At 72.3% G+C, this 14,189-nt stretch carries 14 protein-coding genes and 1 pseudogene; 8 read left to right on the top strand and 7 right to left on the bottom strand.

Annotation, left to right across the window (positions count from 1 at the left end; genetic code table 11):
* Positions 1-43 precede the first annotated feature (43 nt).
* Positions 44-1,765: a DUF885 domain-containing protein gene (locus BX285_RS24355; RefSeq protein WP_121178047.1), complete on the top strand. Its 1,722-nt coding sequence runs from the start codon at positions 44-46 to the stop codon at positions 1,763-1,765.
* Positions 1,766-2,095: 330 nt separating this feature from the next.
* Here BX285_RS24355 and BX285_RS24350 read toward each other — a convergent pair whose 3' ends face one another.
* Both BX285_RS24350 and BX285_RS38635 read right to left on the bottom strand, forming a co-directional pair.
* The gene (locus BX285_RS24350; RefSeq protein ID WP_121178045.1) at positions 2,096-2,659 is read right to left on the bottom strand and encodes a hypothetical protein; all 564 of its coding nucleotides are present in this window, start codon (positions 2,657-2,659) and stop codon (positions 2,096-2,098) included.
* Between the two features lie 231 nt (positions 2,660-2,890).
* A pseudogene (locus tag BX285_RS38635) lies at positions 2,891-3,028 on the bottom strand (pyridoxal-phosphate dependent enzyme); the annotation flags it as partial.
* A 266-nt stretch (positions 3,029-3,294) separates the two neighbouring features.
* On the opposite strand from BX285_RS38635, the gene BX285_RS24340 reads away from it, so the two are divergent.
* The 3 genes from BX285_RS24340 (at position 3,295) to BX285_RS24330 (ending at position 5,899) form a co-directional block, all read left to right on the top strand.
* On the top strand, positions 3,295-3,624 hold the full coding sequence (locus BX285_RS24340) for a hypothetical protein (RefSeq protein ID WP_121178042.1): 330 nt from the start codon (positions 3,295-3,297) through the stop codon (positions 3,622-3,624).
* A complete protein-coding gene (locus BX285_RS24335) occupies positions 3,621-5,285 on the top strand; it encodes an alpha/beta hydrolase (protein WP_121178039.1) in 1,665 nt (554 codons plus the stop codon). The genes BX285_RS24340 and BX285_RS24335 overlap by 4 nt, the downstream gene beginning before the upstream one ends.
* 113 nt (positions 5,286-5,398) lie before the next feature.
* The gene (locus BX285_RS24330; protein WP_121178037.1) at positions 5,399-5,899 is read left to right on the top strand and encodes a hypothetical protein; all 501 of its coding nucleotides are present in this window, start codon (positions 5,399-5,401) and stop codon (positions 5,897-5,899) included.
* Here BX285_RS24330 and BX285_RS24325 read toward each other — a convergent pair.
* Positions 5,896-6,858 (bottom strand): GlxA family transcriptional regulator, encoded by a 963-nt coding sequence (locus tag BX285_RS24325; protein WP_097235944.1) that lies wholly within the window; start codon positions 6,856-6,858, stop codon positions 5,896-5,898. The two genes, BX285_RS24330 and BX285_RS24325, sit on opposite strands and share 4 nt — an antisense overlap.
* An 85-nt stretch (positions 6,859-6,943) precedes the next feature.
* On the opposite strand from BX285_RS24325, the gene BX285_RS24320 reads away from it, so the two are divergent.
* Positions 6,944-7,540: a cysteine hydrolase family protein gene (locus BX285_RS24320; protein WP_097235945.1), complete on the top strand. Its 597-nt coding sequence runs from the start codon at positions 6,944-6,946 to the stop codon at positions 7,538-7,540.
* A gap of 3 nt (positions 7,541-7,543) precedes the next feature.
* On the opposite strand, the gene BX285_RS24315 is transcribed toward BX285_RS24320, so the two are convergent.
* A complete protein-coding gene (locus BX285_RS24315) occupies positions 7,544-8,089 on the bottom strand; it encodes a hypothetical protein (protein WP_121178034.1) in 546 nt (181 codons plus the stop codon).
* A 78-nt stretch (positions 8,090-8,167) separates the two neighbouring features.
* A complete protein-coding gene (locus tag BX285_RS24310; RefSeq protein WP_121178032.1) occupies positions 8,168-8,950 on the bottom strand; it encodes an SDR family oxidoreductase in 783 nt (260 codons plus the stop codon).
* 103 nt (positions 8,951-9,053) lie between these two features.
* Between BX285_RS24310 and BX285_RS24305 the strand changes: the two genes are divergently transcribed.
* Entirely contained in the window at positions 9,054-10,016 is a 963-nt protein-coding gene (locus tag BX285_RS24305) for a sigma-70 family RNA polymerase sigma factor (protein ID WP_121178029.1), read from the top strand.
* 75 nt (positions 10,017-10,091) lie between these two features.
* Here the strand turns inward: BX285_RS24305 and BX285_RS24300 are convergent, their stop codons facing one another.
* Both BX285_RS24300 and BX285_RS24295 read right to left on the bottom strand, forming a co-directional pair.
* Positions 10,092-10,610, bottom strand: coding sequence for a DinB family protein (locus tag BX285_RS24300; protein ID WP_257032377.1), 519 nt, complete (start codon positions 10,608-10,610; stop codon positions 10,092-10,094).
* Positions 10,611-10,662: 52 nt separating this feature from the next.
* The gene (locus BX285_RS24295; protein WP_097235949.1) at positions 10,663-11,238 is read right to left on the bottom strand and encodes a nucleosidase; all 576 of its coding nucleotides are present in this window, start codon (positions 11,236-11,238) and stop codon (positions 10,663-10,665) included.
* A 287-nt stretch (positions 11,239-11,525) separates the two neighbouring features.
* Between BX285_RS24295 and BX285_RS24290 the strand changes: the two genes are divergently transcribed.
* Together BX285_RS24290 and BX285_RS24285 are read left to right on the top strand one after the other, a co-directional pair.
* On the top strand, positions 11,526-13,064 hold the full coding sequence (locus BX285_RS24290) for a hypothetical protein (protein ID WP_259470765.1): 1,539 nt from the start codon (positions 11,526-11,528) through the stop codon (positions 13,062-13,064).
* A 22-nt stretch (positions 13,065-13,086) separates the two neighbouring features.
* The gene (locus BX285_RS24285) at positions 13,087-14,046 is read left to right on the top strand and encodes a glutamate ABC transporter substrate-binding protein (RefSeq protein ID WP_121178027.1); all 960 of its coding nucleotides are present in this window, start codon (positions 13,087-13,089) and stop codon (positions 14,044-14,046) included.
* Positions 14,047-14,189 lie beyond the last annotated feature (143 nt).

Below are 14,189 nucleotides of genomic sequence, written 5' to 3'. Positions count from 1 at the left end.
AACTCGCCGTCGGGACGCCCGGCGGGTGCGCCATCATGGCGCCATGGCAGATGAAACGATCACCGCTCGCACCATCGCCGACCGCTACCTCGACCAGGTCGCCGCCCAAGACCCGCTGCACGCCGCCTGGTTGGGCCTGCACCCGGGCGACGACCGGCAACCGGACCTCTCCCCGGCAGGATTCGACGCGCGCGCCGACCTCGCCCGCCGGACCCTCACCACGCTCGACGCCGCCCCCACCACCGCCCTCGTGGACGACCCCGCCGACCGGGCCTGCGCCCGGCTGCTCCGCGAGCGCCTGACCGCCGAGCTGGCGATGCACGACTCCGGTGAGAACTTCCGGCAGCTGCGCAACATCGCCGCCCACGTCCACCAGGTGCGGGACATCTTCAGCTACATGCCGACCGCCACCGACGACGACTGGGCCGCGGTCGCCGGCCGGATGCGCAACCTGCCCGCCGCACTCGACGGGTACCGCGCCACCCTCACCGAGGGGATGTCCCGGCGCCTGCTCGTCGCACCCCGCCAGGCCGCCGCCGTCATCGACCAGCTCACCGCCTGGACCGGCGAAAAGCCCGGCACCACCGGCACCACCGGCACCGGTGAAAACGCCGGCGCCGCAAGCTGGTTCGCCGACTTCGTCACCCCCGGCCCCGAGCGGCTGCGCGGCGAACTGGACGCCGCCGCCCTCCGCGCCACCGTCGCCGTCGCCGAGTTCCGCGACTGGCTGCGCGACACCTACGCGCCCGCCACCGCCGACACCCCGGACGCCGTCGGCCGGGAACGCTACCGGCTCGCCGTACGCCACCACACCGGCGCCGACGTCGACCTGGACGAGGCCTACGCGTGGGCCTGGGAGGAGTTCCACCGCACCGCGGCCGAGATGCGCGCCGAAGCCGAACGCGTCCTGCCCGGCGCGGGCTCCCTCGCCGCGATGCGGCACCTGGAGCAGCACGGCCCCGCGGTCGAGGGCGAGGAGGCGATCCTCGACTGGCTGCAGTCGGTCATGGACCGGGCGATCACCGCCCTCGACGGCACCCACTTCGACATCTCCGGACCGCTGCGCCGAGTGGAATCCAAGCTCGCCCCGGCGGGCAGCTCCGCCTCGCCGTACTACTCCGGTCCCAGCCTCGACTTCAGCCGCCCCGGCCGCACCTACTTCCCCACCCTCGGGCGGGACACCTTCCCGACCTGGCAGCTCGTCAGCATCTGGTACCACGAGGGCGTCCCCGGCCACCACCTGCAGCTCGCCCAGTGGGTCGCCCTCGCCGACCGGCTCAGCCGCTACCAGACCACCCTCGGCATGGTCAGCGCCAACGTCGAGGGCTGGGCCCTGTACGCGGAACGCCTCATGGACGAACTGGGCTTCCTCGACACCCCGGCCCACCGGCTCGGCTTCCTCGACGAGCAGATGCTGCGCACCATCCGCGTGATCATCGACATCGGCATGCACCTGGAACTCGCCATCCCCGCCGACGCCGGCTTCCACCCCGGCGAACGCTGGACCCCCGCACTCGCCACCGAGTTCATGGCCACCTACAACGGCAGCCCCGCCGAACTGCGCGACAGCGAGATCGTCCGCTACCTCGGCTGGCCCGGCCAGGCCATCGGCTACAAACTCGGCGAACGCGCCTGGCTGCAGGGCCGCGAAGCCGCCCGCCGCCGCCAGGGCGCCGCCTTCGACCTCAAGTCCTGGCACATGAACGCACTCGCCCAGGGCTCCCTCGGCCTCGACGCCCTGGCCGACCACCTCGCCACCCTCTGACGAACCGCACGCCCGAGGAACGACTCCCACACCACCTCCGCCAAACCCCACGAAGATCCCCACCCGACTTCACCCCACCGAGCGGTTTGGCTCAACGAACCACCACCCCCCTGCCGAGAAGCCAGAAGGGGTGGCGGCGCTGAGGGCCGCCACCCCTCCCCACACCCCCGCCCACAGCCTCGCCAGGAACTCCCGCCGCCCCTTCGCGACCTCGCCAACTAACTCCGCTGGCCGGAATGGCGGTGTCGGCACCAAGCACGCGCCCGCACCAGCCACTACCAGCGGCAGGCAGCCCAACAACCATGACGATCAAGATCTACAGCTGGAGTACTAACCGCCCCAAGTCCCGGTCAGTTCTTCGTTGATGCTGAGGCCCGTCAGCTGGATAGTGCATCCGCTCGTGGTAGCGACAGCCTTCTCTGCCATCGGGTAGGCGGTGAAGGACAAGGTTTGCGTGTCTTTCAAGCCGTTCACGCCGATCCAGTAGGTCGAGCCGTTACCGGGGCCGGACCAGATCGCATCATGCTCCTTGCGGCCTCGCAGTCGCCTCGTGGGCTGATGCGGCTGGTGCAGGTCTTCTACCCAGCCGTCCAAACCTGGGGGTGTGGTGTCACTTACGGGGAGGCCCCAATACCAGCCGGTATCCGCATGCTGGACGAAGAACACCCCGGTCCCGTCCGCGTTCAAGGGGGGATCCGTGATGGTGAGGAACAGCATGAGGTTATCCAGTACGACCCTGTACCCGGGCGGGCCGATAATGTCCACGCCGAGTTCGTATTCCGCGTCTGGGAACTGTTCCAGGGCTTTCGGGGCCGACGGGCGCAAGAGCACTTCCCCGATGAACAACAGTGGTGAATGGCACGTGGAGTCGATCTTTGTGGCGGTCGCGGGCATGGCTGTCGCCTCTGGTTGATGAATTGCGTCGTGCGGACCTGATCCTGTCCGGCATGCTGCTGTGCGCTGCAGACGGGCGACGAAAGCCGGGGCAGCTGAGCGGGTAGATGAACCTTCCTCGGTGCTCACACGAGGGCATGTCTCAATCTCCATGCAAGCACCGTCGCGGACGTGCTGCCAGTTTTATACCTGTCCCCCATCCCGGGTCACCCCGTCACATCGCCCCCCCAACCGGCCCGAGTCCGGCAGCAGCACCACGACCAGGTCATCCGGCCCCAGCTCGCGCGCCGCGCGCAGCGCCGCCGCCACCGCCGACCCGGACGACGAGCCGGCCAGGATGCCCTCCTCGCGCGCGAGCCGGCGGGCCGTCAGCAGCGATTTCGCGGTCCGGGATCCGCTCGAACCGAAGCGGTTTGGCTCAACGAACCACCACCCCCTGCCGAGAAGCCAGAAGGGGTGGCGGCGCTGAGGGCCGCCACCCCTCCCCACACCCCCGCCCACAGCCTCGCCAGGAACTCCCCGCCCTGCTGTGCTCATATCATCTGAGTATCTGTACGGATGCGGAGAGCCCAGTCCCCGCCTAGCGTTCTGCGGGCGAAGGCGGCACACGCATCCGCCTAGGGGAGGGGAACCCGGTGGGCGACAAGGACACGTCCGGCAAGATAGCGATCCAACCAGCCGACCTGCGGGCCTCCGCAGGCATCGCCAAGGCGCTGAGCGAGGAACTGGACAAGCCCGTCCAGGCCGCCCTCACCACCAGCACCACCGTCTCGACCCAGCTCACCGGCTGGTCGATCTCCGGCGGCCTCGGACAGTTGGGCACAGGCTGGGCCAAGCCGCTCGGCGACCTGCGGCAGCGCCTCCTGGACACCGCGACCAATCTCGACGCCAACGCGTCCGCCCACGAGCACCACGACCAGGCGGTCGCCGGCGGGTGGGCCGTGCCGCAGCAGGGGGCGAAGTGACCGGCGTCTACGAACTCCTGGTGAAGTTCGACCCGCACGGACTGCGCGACGCCGCCAAGGCCTGGAAGGCCCTCGCGCACGCCATGGACACCACCGGACAGCGCCACCGCAACCAGGTCAACGGTCCGCTGCAGGTCAACAACGGCCCGAGCCGACCCGCTTGGGAGGGCGCCGACGCCGCGGCCGCGCGTCCGTACATGGTGAAGACGGAAGTCCAGCTGGAGATCATCAGGATGGAGTCGGAGGCCGCGGCCCTGGTGCTCAACACCGTCGCCGAACGGATGTACCAGGCACAGACCAACCTCACCAATGCGGTGAACCGAGCCGTCGACGCCGGTCTGACCGTCTCCCCCGAGGGCGTCATCACCATGCCGCCGCCGGGCAAGGGTGAGGCCAACGACCCGGAGGCGCAGAAAGCGCGTCAGCAACTCGGCTCGGAGACGAAGGGTTTCCAGGACCGCATCGACGCCGCCCTGAAGGCTGCCCAGACGGCGAGCGACCAAGGCCACAGCGCCCTCGTCTCGCTCAGCGCCAACACCCTGGACCCCTCCCGGGAAGCGGGCTCCCTGCTCACTGCGAAGAACAACGTCGCCGGGATCATGCGGGAGCTCGACCTCGTCGACCCGTACATCCCGGACGGCAAGGACCCCGCCAAGAACGCGGAGTGGTGGAAGGGCCTCACCCCAGAACAGCAGGAAACCTACGTCACCCTGAACGCGGCCCAGGTGGGCAACCTCGACGGCATCCCCGCCGAAGCGCGGGACAAGGCCAACCGGCTCGTCCTGGACCAGAAGATCGACGCCCTGGAGGCGGGCTCGGCCTCCGTGTTCGGGCTCGACCAGGAGGCGTACGCCAAGCGCAAGCAGACGCTGAAGGACATCAGGACGAAGCTGGAGGAGAGCGCCGACGAGCGGAACGAGACGAAGCAGATGTTCCTGCTCGCCATCGATCCGGAGGCGTACGGAGGTGACGGCCGCGCGATCGTCGCCACGGGCAATCCCGACAAGGCCTCCCACACCGCCGTGTGGGTTCCGGGCACCGGCACCGAACTCCCTGGCGTCCCGGACCAGATCAACCGCATCCGCCAATTCCAGGCCATCGCCGAGCGCCAGGCCGGGGGCGGCGAGACCGTCTCCGTGATCTCCTACCTCGGCTATGACACTCCGGAGAGCCTTCCGGAAGCCGGAAACCCCATGCGTGGCATCGATGGCGCGGAGGACATGCGGAGGTTCTCCAACGGACTCCGCGTGGCCCACGGCGAACCGAAGACCCACCTCACCTGGATGGCACACAGCTACGGGACCTTCGCCGTCGGCGAGGCCGCCCAGGCAGGGGGCGGTCTGCACGCCGACGACATCCTCGCCCTCGGCAGTCCGGGCATGGGAGTCGCCACCGCCGACCAACTCAACATCGACCCCGACCACGTCTGGATCGGGGCAGCCACGTCCGATCCCATTCGTGTCGTCAGCGGCACGGTGCTGGGCTACGCGCCGCACATGGCCGGTTTCGGGGGGAACAACATCCAGGTCGACACCTCCGGTCACGCCGGATATTGGACCGACAACTCCGAAAGCCTGAAGAACATCGGAAAGATCATCGCCAAAGTGCCGCCTTCCACCGGCTCTAAGGAAGACCCCTTCTGGGGCTCGATCCCCCACTGATGGACCCCCGAATGGAACCCATGACTACCTCGTCCCTTCGCACTCGGGCTGCCGTCACACGGCTGGGCCGCCTCACTGTCACGGCACTGCTGACCATCACCCTTGGAGCCTGTATGTCCAGCCCCGGCGCCGGAAAATACGACGGCAAGGACGACCCGCTGCCCGTCAAGTCCGAGCAGGAATCGCTGGACTGGGCGCGCCGGATCATCGCTCACGTGGCGCAGACGGCCGGGGCCCGCATCAATGAGGAACCGGAGAACTTCTGGTTCAGTCAGTGCATCGGCAGGAACGGCGAGAAGGCGTCCGACGGCCGCTACACGCTCAACTACGGTGTCCACGCCGACGTCCCGGATGACCAGCAGAACGACGTGCTCCACAAGGTCCGGGACCTGCTCACCGGCGAAGGGCTCACGATCACCGAGTACCGGGAGAACCCCGTCGGCACCCCGTCCGCCCAGCCCATCGTCGCCTTCTCGGCCCGGCACCCCGACAGCCGGTACGTCGTGGACGTCGACAGCACGGAGGGACACAACCGGATGTCCCTCGCGGTCCGCACCCCCTGCCTGATCCCGCCCTCCGACTCGGCCTCGCCGTCGGCACCGAGCACCCCCTAACCCTCCGCCTCCCGGCCGCGGAAGGCGCGGCGGTACTCGCGGGGGGCGACGCCGACCCTGGTGGTGAAGACCGGGCGGAGGGAGACGGCGGAGGTGAAGCCGCAGTGGGTGGCGACGGTGTCGACGGGGAGGTCGGTTTCCTCCAGGAGGCGTTGGGCGGTGAGGATCCGCTGGTCGAGGAGCCAGCGGACGGGGGTGGTGCCGGTGGCGGCGGTGAAGTGGCGGGCGAAGCTGCGTTCGGACATCAGGGCGGCGGCAGCCATCCGCGGGACGGTCCAGGGAGCGTCCAGGGAGGCCAGCACCTCGGCGCGGACCCGGGACAGGGGGTCGTCGGCGGTGGGGGCCGGGACCGGGGTGGGGATGAACTGGGCCTGGCCGCCGGCCCGGAAGGGGGCGGTGACCATGGCGCGGGCGATGGTGGCGGCGGCCCGCTGACCGTGGGCGGTGCGGACGAGGTGGAGGCAGAGGTCGATGCCGGCCGCGACGCCGGCCGAGGTCCACAGGCCGTCCCCGCCGGTGAACAGCACCTCGGGGCGGACGGTCACCGCCGGGAAGCGGCGGGCGAGTTCGGGGGCGAGCGCCCAGTGGGTGGTGGCCTCGCGGCCGTCGAGCAGGCCGGCCTCGGCGAGGACGAAGGCGCCCGCGCAGAGGGAGGCGATGGGCACGCCCCGGGAGCGGACGGCCCGCAGGGCGGCGTGGACGGCCGGGTCGCGGGCGGCGCCCGGGTCCTCGACGCCGGGGACCACGACCAGGTCGCAGTCGGCCAGCGCCTCCGTCCCGTGGTCGGGGACGCGCTCCAGCCCGCCGCCCAGCCGGACCCGGGCGCCGTCCGGCCCGCAGACCCGCAGGTCGAAGGCGGGCAGGCCGGGCCGGGAGGTGCGGTTGGCCCACACCTCGCCGATCACCGCGTAGTCGAAGGCCCGGACACCGTCGAAGATCAGGCAGCCCACGGTTCGCATGGCAGAGAATCTATGGCAGGAATCTCTCGATGGGTGGCTTCTCTGCCCATCACGGCCGCACCGCCCCCGCGCCCACCATGGACGCATGACGAACACCGACGCCTTCGACGCCCCGCTCACCCTCGACTCCGACGCCGTCCTGCTCCTCATCGACGTCCAGAAGGGCTTCGAGGACCGCGACTTCTGGGGCCCGCGCGACAACCCGCAGGCCGAGCAGCGGATGGCCGAGCTGATCGCCGCCTGGCAGGCCACCGGCCGGCCGATCGTCACCGTGCAGCACGCCTCCAAGGCCGGGCCGCTGGCCGAGGGCACCCCGGGGTACGAGCTGAAGGACTTCGTCGCCGGGCTCACCCCGGACCTGCACGTCACCAAGACCGTCAACAGCGCCTTCTACGGCACCCCCGACCTGCACGCCTGGCTGCAGGAGCGCGGCGCCCGCCAGCTGGTGATCACCGGGATCATCACCAACGTGTGCAACGAGACCACCGCCCGGATGGCCGGCAACCTCGGCTACGACGCGATCTTCCCGACCGACGCCATGCACTCCTTCGACATGACCGGCCCCGACGGCACCACCGTCCCCGCCGCCGACCTCGCCCGCGCCACCGCCACCACCCTGCACGCGATGCGCTTCGCCAAGGTGGTCACGACGGAGGACGTCGTCCGAGCGGCAAAGGCCTGACGGCTACGCCCGGAACAGCGGCTCGTACGCGCCGCCCTCCTCCGCGTTGAGCAGCACGAAGGACGGCCCGAGGCCGAACGCCACCTCGCGCAGCCGCGCCAACGCCTCGGCCTCGGAAGGCACTTCGAGGCCGAGGGCGGCGGCGACGGCGTCCCGCTCGGCGGGCAGGTCGAGGTCGCGCTCCAGGGACTCCTCGGCCATCTCCAGGTACTCCGCGGCCGCATTCGCGCTCTCCTCCTCCGTCAGCCGGTGGCAGTCCCGCCACCACGGCACGGCCAGCAGCAGCCGGACCAGCTCCGGCACGCCGACGGCCAGCAGGGCCGCGCCGCCCTCGGAGTCGGCGAACAGCACGGGCCGCTCCTCGCCGCCCTCGCCGCACAGGAAGTAGGTGCCGCCCGCGTTGTCCTTGGCGAACCGCTCCAGCGCCGCTCCGGAGGCGAGCACGACCTCCTCCACGTGATCGTAGCTGCGGGTGGGGTCGAAGTCCCCGTGCCAGATCAGGTGGTCGAGGGCGTCGGGGTTGGCGCGGAGCGCGTCGAGGAGGGACATGGCGGCCACCCTACGACGCCCCACGGACACGCCCCCGACAGCCGGCTCAGGCCACAGCCGGCTCAGGCCACAGCCGGCTCAGGCCGCGAGCCGCTCCGCCAGGAACTCCTCCCAGGTCCGCCGCCCGAGCTCCGCGCCCGCGAGGGTCAGGTTCTCCCCCGCCCGGTAGGCGCGCCCGACCTTGCCGGGCACCCGTACCGGCAGCTGCCGGCGGCTGCGCCCGCGCGCCTCCAGGTACCGCCTGGTCAGCTCGCCCATCTCGTACACCGCGGGCCCGGCCAGGTCGGGCACCATCCCGGCCGGCTCGTGCAGCGTCAACTCCACCAGCCGGGCGGCGACTTCGCGCACGTCCACGGGCTGCCAGCGGACCCCGCCGGGCGCCGGCACGACCGGCAGCTTCGCCATCTTCTCCACCACCGTGAACGCCAGGTCGTGGAACTGTGCGGCGCGCAGGATCGTGTACGGCAGACCCGAGCCGGCCACCGCCTCCTCGGCGGCGTGCTTGGCCCGGAAGTAGCCGAGCGGGATCCGGTCGGCGCCGATCACCGAGATGTACACCAGGTGCCGCACCCCGGCCCGCTGCGCGGCGGCGACCAGCAGGCGGGTGGCGGCGTCGTCGCCCTTGGGGCCGCCCGCCAGGTGCAGCACGGTGTCCACGCCGGCCAGCGCCTCGTCCAGCCGGGCGGCCGCCTCGGCCGGATCGCCGAGCAGGTCGCCGCGTACGTACGTCACGCCGTCGGCGGCGGTGCGCTCCTGCCGGCTGAGCACGCGCACCGGCCGCCCGGCCGCGCGCAGCAGCGGTACGACCTGCCGGCCGAGGGTGCCGGTGCCGCCGGTCACAAGCACGGGGTTGTTCGTCACGATCGTCTCCGGTTCGTCCCGGGCGGGGAGTTGATCTCCCCGCCGCAGCCGTTGTTGGGTGGCTCCTGCTGCTCTGACCCCCGGCGACGAAGGAATGTGACAGGTGGACGAGACAGACGGAAAGAAAGACGGGAAAGAAGTCGGGACGAAGGAGGAGAGCGCTGCCCGGGCCGCGTTCTTCGAGGAGCAGCGCCCGCACCTGCGCGCGGTCGCGTACCGGATGCTCGGCTCGATCAGCGAGGCGGAGGACGCCCTCCAGGAGTCCTGGCTCCGCTACGACCGCTCCGACACCGCCGCGGTGGAGAACCTCGGCGGCTGGCTGACCACGGTGGTCTCCCGGGTCTGCCTGAACCTGCTGCGCGCCCGCGCCGCCCGCCGGGAGGAGCCGCTGGAGCCGGCCGGGCCGGGCGGCGAGCCGGGCCCGCGCATCCCGGACCCGCTGCTGCGCCGGGAGGGCGTGGTGGACCCGGAGCAGGAGGTGATGCTGGCGGACTCGGTCGGGCTGGCGCTGATGGTGGTGATGGAGTCGCTGTCGCCCGCCGAGCGGGTGGCCTTCGTGCTGCACGACCTGTTCGCCGTGCCCTTCGACGAGATCGCGCCGCTGATCGAGAAGACCGCGGCCGCCACCCGCCAGCTGGCCAGCCGGGCCCGCCGCAAGGTGCAGGGGCAGGCGCCCGCGCCGGATCCGGACCTGGGCCGGCAGCGGCTGGCGGTGGACGCCTTCTTCGCCGCCGCCCGCAACGGGGACCTGGACGCGCTGGTCGCCGTGCTCGACCCGGACGTGGTGCTGCGCTCGGACGGCGGGGCGGTGATGGCCCGGCACACGGTGGTGCTCTCGGGCGCCGCCACGGTGGCCGGCCAGGCGGTGCTGTGGGGCACGCTGTCGCCGTTCGCCCGCCCGGCGCTGGTCAACGGCACCGCGGGCGCGGTGGTGATCGGCGACAACGGCCGGGCGCTGTCGATCATGGCGTTCACCGTCGTGGCCGGCGCGATCGTCGCGATCGACGTGCTCACCGACCCGGAGCGGCTGGCGGCGCTGGACCTCTCGGCCTTCCGCGACCGGTAGGACCGCCGGAGCCGTCGACGGGCGGGGGGTGGGAAGGCGACCGCCTTCCCACCCCCCTTCCGGAGCAGCCCGCCCTCAGCGCCCGACCGCCCCGTCCAGCTGCTCGCGGATGATGTCCGCGTGCCCGGCGTGCCGCCCGGTCTCCTCGATCATGTGGACCAGCACCCACCGCAGCGACGGCCCCTCGATGACGTCCGGCCGCAGCGACCGCACGCCCGGCCGGTCGAGGTCCGGGGCGGCGGCCGCCACCGCGTTGGACCGCTTGACCGCCTCCCGGTAGGCGGCGACCTGCTCCGCCACGGTCACGCCGTCCAGCGGGTCGCGGTCCACGTCGTACGGCCCCTCGGCCTCGCCCTGGTAGGCCCAGGCGAACCAGTTGTGCTCGACCGCGGTCAGGTGCCGGAGCAGCCACAGCAGGCTGGTGCCGGAGGCGACGCCGGGGCGCCGGGCGTCCTCGTCGGAGAGCCCGTCGACCTTGCCGATGACCCCTTCGCGCAGGTAGTCGAGGAAGGCCAGCAGGGTGGTCGGTTCGTCCGCGTTCAGGCTCGGCGGGCGGGTGTCGGAGAGCTTGCTCGGCTCGGGATTCTGGGTCACCGAGCCACCCTAGCCACCTTCTCCGCCGCGGAGAACCGACTTTGACGCACGGTCACCAGCCCTGCGTGGCAACCCAGTCGGCGAGGTGCCGGGCGCAGTCGTCGACCGACTCCCGCCAGGTGTGGCCCGCGCCCTCGCCGGCCTCGTCGCTGACGTGCTTGACGAGGCGCACCGGCACCCCGGCCCGGTGGGCGACGGTGGCGACGGCGTAGCCCTCCATGTCGACCAGGTCGGCGTGCTCGGCGAGCCGGTCGCGGGCCGCCGCGTCGGAGACGAACAGGTCCCCGGTGGCCAGCACCGGCCCGTCGCCCTTGCCGATCACCAGCGGGGCGCCGTACTGGCGGCCGGTGAGCGCGTGCAGGGCGGCGGTGTCGAGGTCGTGCTGGATCACCTGGACGACGTGGTGGGTGCCCTCCCAGCCGGGACGCAGCGCGCCGGCCGTACCGAGGTTGATCACCTCGGAGGGCTTCTCGCCCTGGGCGAGGACGGCGGCGAGCGCGGCGGCGGCGTTGACCTTCCCCATCCCGGTGAGCAGCACGGGCAGCCCGTCGCCGAGGTGGGCGGCCTCCTCGCGGACGGCGACGACGAGCAGCGGGCGGTCGGGCGTGATCGTTCCAAGCAGGCGCATGGGGCCATCGTACGGAGCGGGGGGCTGCCGCACCCGGGAGCGCGCGCCCACAAACGGACCCCCGCATTCCCCCCGTGTGAAGGAACCGCGTAGGGTGCGGGCCGCGTCGGACGGTTCGCCACCTCTCCGTACGGGGTCGGAAACGCCCCGGGGGGAACGTGCGGAAACCGTGCACGACAAGCTCAAGATCGGCGCAAGTCGGGTGTGGCCGGGGGGAGTCGCGGCCATACTGCTGCCATCGGCCGGGCCCCGGGGAACGGGTTCGGCTCCAGGGGAGGATGAGGCGGGTGGCGACACCAGCAGGCAACGGCGCACCGGGCGCCCCGATCCCGGCACGGCCGAACGGCCCGCCGGTACCACCGCGGACGGCCGGGGCACCGGGCACCGCGGCCAGGCCGGCCGCCACCGCGCCGGCACCGTTCGCGGGCCCGCACGCCGCCGCGCAGCCCGGCGCCCTCGCGGCGCCCGGCCCCGGCGGGGCGCCCGCCCCGCGCCCCCGGGCCGTCCTGGCCACGGGTGTACGGGCCCGGCTGGCGCAGGCCACCCGTACGGCGCCCGGCCGGCTGCGGCTGGCCGGGGTGGTGCTCACGGTGCTGACGGTGGCCTTCGGCGGGCTCACCGCCTGGCAGTTGGAGACCAGGGCGCAGGCCGCCGACCGGGTGGTCTCGTACAGCCAGCCGCTCAGCCGGGACGCCGCCGAGATCCACCGCAACCTGGCCGATGCCGCCACCACCGCGGCGACCGGCTTCCTGCTGGCGGGGGCCGAGCCGAAGGAGGTCCGGGACCGCTACGAGCAGGACCTGGCCACGGCCGCCAAGCTCGTCGCCCAGGCCGCCGCCCGGACCACCTCGACCTCCCCCGCGCAGGACTCACTCGCCCGGCTGAACCAGCAACTCCCGGCGTACGCCGGACTGGTGGAAACCGCCCGGGCCGACAACCGGCAGGGCATCCCGCTCGGCGGCGCCTACCTGCGGTACGCCTCCGAGCAGATGCAGACCGTCCTGCTGCCGACCGCCGCCGAACTGGCCGCCGTCGAGAACCAGGAGCTGGCTGACGACTACGCCGCGGCCGAGTCGGTGCCCTGGGCGGCGTACGGCCTGGCGGCGCTCACCCTGGCGGCGCTGGCCTGGGTGCAGCTGACGCTGTTCCGCCGCACCAACCGGGTGTTCAACGTCGGGCTGCTGGGCGCCACCGCCGCGGTGCTGGCGGGCGCGCTCTGGCTCACCGTCACCGGGCTGACCATCAGTTCGGCGCTCCAGCAGAGCGAGCGCGAGGGGGCCGGCCCGCTGCGGGCGCTCAACTCCGCCCGGGTCGACGTGCTGACCGCCCGGCTGGCGGAGAACCTGCACTTCGTCGCCCGCGGCTCGACCACCAAGTACGTCGACCAGTGGGCCAAGGCCACCGCGCACCTCGCCGGGTCCGCGGACCTCCCGCCGGAGCGCAGCGACGGTTCCCTCCCGCAGGCCGTCCGGCTCGCCCCCTCGGCCGCGCAGGCGAGCGTCCAGGAGGCGGCCAAGCAGTTCGACGAGTGGCGCACCCGGCACGACGCGGCCCGGGCGCAGGAGACCGGCAACGCCGACTACCAGGGCGCCCTGGACGCGACCGTGACGGCCAAGCCCGACGCGGCCACCGCCGACGCCGCCTTCAACGCCACCGACAGGGCACTCGCGCGGGCCGCCGACATCGAGCAGGACCACTTCACGCAGGCCGCCGTGGGCACCGGCGGGGACCTGCGCACCACCGCCGTCGCGGCCGCGCTGCTCGGCCTGGTGGCGGCGGCCGCCGCGCTGCGGGGCCTGGGGCGGCGACTGGCCGAGTACCGGTAACGGGCAAGGGGGAAACGGACAGATGCGCAAGAGGACCGTCATCGGAACAGCCACCCGGGCCCTGGCCCTGCTCGCGGCCGGCGCCGTCGTGCTCACCGCGGGCGGGCCGGTCGGCGCAGCCCCCCGGGCGGCGCAGCAGGCCCAGCAGGAACAGCAAACCCAGCAGGAACAACAGGAGCAGGGCCCGACCGACACCTGCGACGTCTACAAGAGCGTGCCGCCGAGCACCGAGGACGGCCCGGCCGTGAAGGCCATCAAGGCCAGGCGCAGCCTGGTGATCGGCGTCGACCAGAACAGCTACCGGTGGGGCGCCCGCAACCCGAACACCGGCCAGATCGAAGGCTTCGACATCGACCTCGCCCGGGCGATCGGCGCCGCCGTCATGGGCGACCCGGACAAGGTGGTGCTCAAGCCGGTGGCGACCGCCGACCGGATCGACGCCGTCAAGAAGGGCCGGGTCGACCTGATCGTCCGCACCATGACGATCAACTGCAAGCGGATGGAGGACGTCGCCTTCTCCAAGCCGTACTTCAACACCACCCAGCGCGTCCTGGTCCCGAAGGCCTCCCCGGCGAAGTCCGTCGACGACGCGATCAAGGACCGGACGGTGTGCGCCGCCGACGGCTCCACCGCCCAGGCCGTGGTCACCGGCAAGAAGACCGCGGCGAAGGTCGTCACGGTGGAGAACCAGCTGGACTGCCTGGTCCTGATGCAGCTCGGCAAGGTCGACGCCACCATGACCGACACCGGCCTGGCGGCCGGTCAGGCCGCCCAGGACCAGACCGTGCGGATGGTGGACGGCGAGGCGCAGCCGGAGGTGATGGGCGTCGCCATGCTGAAGGAGAGCCCCGACCTGACCGCCCGGGTCAACCAGGTGCTGGCCGACTACTACGCCCGCGGCGACTGGGCCCGTTCGTACGACCACTGGTTGAAGCCGTACATGGGCGGCGAGGCCGACCACTACTGGCCGGGCACGCACTGAAGCACACACTGAAGCACGCACTGAGCCGTCCACCGGGCCGGATCCACAGCTGGCGGGCCCGGGGCGTTGACACGGTCTTGACGCCCCGCGCCCGCTCCGCCCGAACGGTCACCGGCTAGGGTTCGGGACGATCACCACGGGGA

This window comes from Streptomyces sp. 1114.5 (assembly GCF_003635085.1).
Lineage (GTDB): Bacteria > Actinomycetota > Actinomycetes > Streptomycetales > Streptomycetaceae > Kitasatospora.
This window is presented reverse-complemented; position numbering and strand designations above follow the sequence as displayed.

Coding starts and splice junctions, on each gene's coding strand:
- BX285_RS24295 (WP_097235949.1), bottom strand. CDS start 11,238: ATGCGCCTGCTTGGAACGATCACGCCCGACCGCCCGCTGCTCGTCGTC.
- BX285_RS24285 (WP_121178027.1), top strand. CDS start 13,087: ATGCGCAAGAGGACCGTCATCGGAACAGCCACCCGGGCCCTGGCCCTG.
- BX285_RS24330 (WP_121178037.1), top strand. CDS start 5,399: ATGTCCAGCCCCGGCGCCGGAAAATACGACGGCAAGGACGACCCGCTG.
- BX285_RS24350 (WP_121178045.1), bottom strand. CDS start 2,659: ATGCCCGCGACCGCCACAAAGATCGACTCCACGTGCCATTCACCACTG.
- BX285_RS24320 (WP_097235945.1), top strand. CDS start 6,944: ATGACGAACACCGACGCCTTCGACGCCCCGCTCACCCTCGACTCCGAC.
- BX285_RS24355 (WP_121178047.1), top strand. CDS start 44: ATGGCAGATGAAACGATCACCGCTCGCACCATCGCCGACCGCTACCTC.
- BX285_RS24325 (WP_097235944.1), bottom strand. CDS start 6,858: ATGCGAACCGTGGGCTGCCTGATCTTCGACGGTGTCCGGGCCTTCGAC.
- BX285_RS24315 (WP_121178034.1), bottom strand. CDS start 8,089: ATGTCCCTCCTCGACGCGCTCCGCGCCAACCCCGACGCCCTCGACCAC.